The 1,330-nt window shown below is 72.0% G+C and carries 2 protein-coding genes; one reads left to right on the top strand and one right to left on the bottom strand.

What is annotated here, in order from left to right; genetic code table 11:
* Positions 1 to 434 (bottom strand): GntR family transcriptional regulator (locus tag FNQ90_RS23455; protein WP_182608181.1); only part of this gene is annotated, 434 nt, incomplete at its 3' end.
* A 468-nt stretch (positions 435 to 902) separates the two neighbouring features.
* Between FNQ90_RS23455 and FNQ90_RS23450 the strand changes: the two genes are divergently transcribed.
* Positions 903 to 1,277, top strand: coding sequence for an RNA polymerase-binding protein RbpA (locus tag FNQ90_RS23450; protein WP_143621474.1), 375 nt, complete (start codon positions 903 to 905; stop codon positions 1,275 to 1,277).
* Positions 1,278 to 1,330: the final 53 nt, after the last annotated feature.

The following is a 1,330-nucleotide window of genomic DNA, read 5'->3' as shown; positions in this document are numbered from 1 at the left end:
CCGGTGAAGGCGCGGACGAGGAGGTCCCCCGGGGCGGGCAGGGCCGCGTAGCCGAGATCGATGAGGCCGGGATCGCCGTCCGGGGGCAGCGGGTCCAGGCCCCGACTGGGCAGGGGGCGACCGGCCGGAACGGTGGTCCAACTTCCCGATCCCCGGCGGGAGGCGATCCACCCCTCGGCCCGCAGACGCTGGAAGGCGGCCGCGACGGTGGTGCGGCTGACCGACAGGGCGGCGGCGAGCTCGCGTTCGGCGGGCAGCCGGGCCGCGGTGGGCAGTCGCCCCTCGGCCACCAACATCCGAATGCCGTCGGCGAGGGAACGATAGGCCGGTTCGGCTCGCCGGGGCCGGCCGGTCGGCTCCGGGTCGGCGCTCCGGGCGCTCAACATCCGGGCCAGTCGGGTGGCACCGATGCTGGAGGTCCACACGGGGGCCATCGCGGTCCACCTCTCCGAAATCGGACTCGGAAAACCCGTCCACTTCTCCCCCATGGTGACACGGAGGTGGAGCCCGGGAGGACCGTGGCCCCCGTTCCCCGACCACTCACGAACCACCCCTCGCGCCCCGTCCGGGCGCTCCGGGGCGCCCGGACGGGGTGCGAGGGGGAAAGAGAGCCGGGGGGCGCGCCGAAGGGCGGGATTGGGTGTACGTCGCGCCCTCACGGTAAGGTGCATCTTTGACCTACCGGGCCCCGAGGCCACCGTTCCACGGCCCCGAGAGCGTGGACACCGGGCGACATCCCCCTCGGGAGGTGACAAACCGGGCATCGGTGGGTACATGCAAGGGGCGGCACGACGGACGACGCATCTCCCTGAACGGGAATCTTCACCGCCGACCGGACGTTGACCGGATGACGACGACAGCGACACCTGTCCTGTGGGCGACCAGCCCGGGAGGCACGATTCATGAGTGAGCGAGCTCTGCGCGGCACGCGGCTCGTGGTGACCAGCTACGAGACCGACCGCGGCATCGATCTGGCGCCGCGCCAGGCTGTGGAGTACGCATGTGAGCGGGGGCACCGTTTCGAGATGCCCTTCTCCGTGGAGGCCGAGATCCCGCCGGAGTGGGAGTGCAAGGTCTGCGGGGCGCAGGCACTCCTGGTGGACGGCGAGGGTCCCGAGGAGAAGAAGACCAAGCCCGCGCGCACCCACTGGGACATGCTGATGGAACGGCGCACCCGCGAGGAACTGGAGGAGGTGCTGGCCGAGCGGCTGGCGGTGCTCCGGTCCGGCGCGATGAACATCGCCGTCCACCCGAGGGACAGCCGCAAGTCGGCCTGAGCCCCTCGCGAACGGACGGTTCGAGGAGAGGTGCACCCCTCCCGCCCATCGGG

It is taken from the genome of Streptomyces alkaliphilus, from assembly GCF_014141535.1.
GTDB classification, from domain to species: domain Bacteria; phylum Actinomycetota; class Actinomycetes; order Streptomycetales; family Streptomycetaceae; genus Streptomyces; species Streptomyces alkaliphilus.
This window is presented reverse-complemented; position numbering and strand designations above follow the sequence as displayed.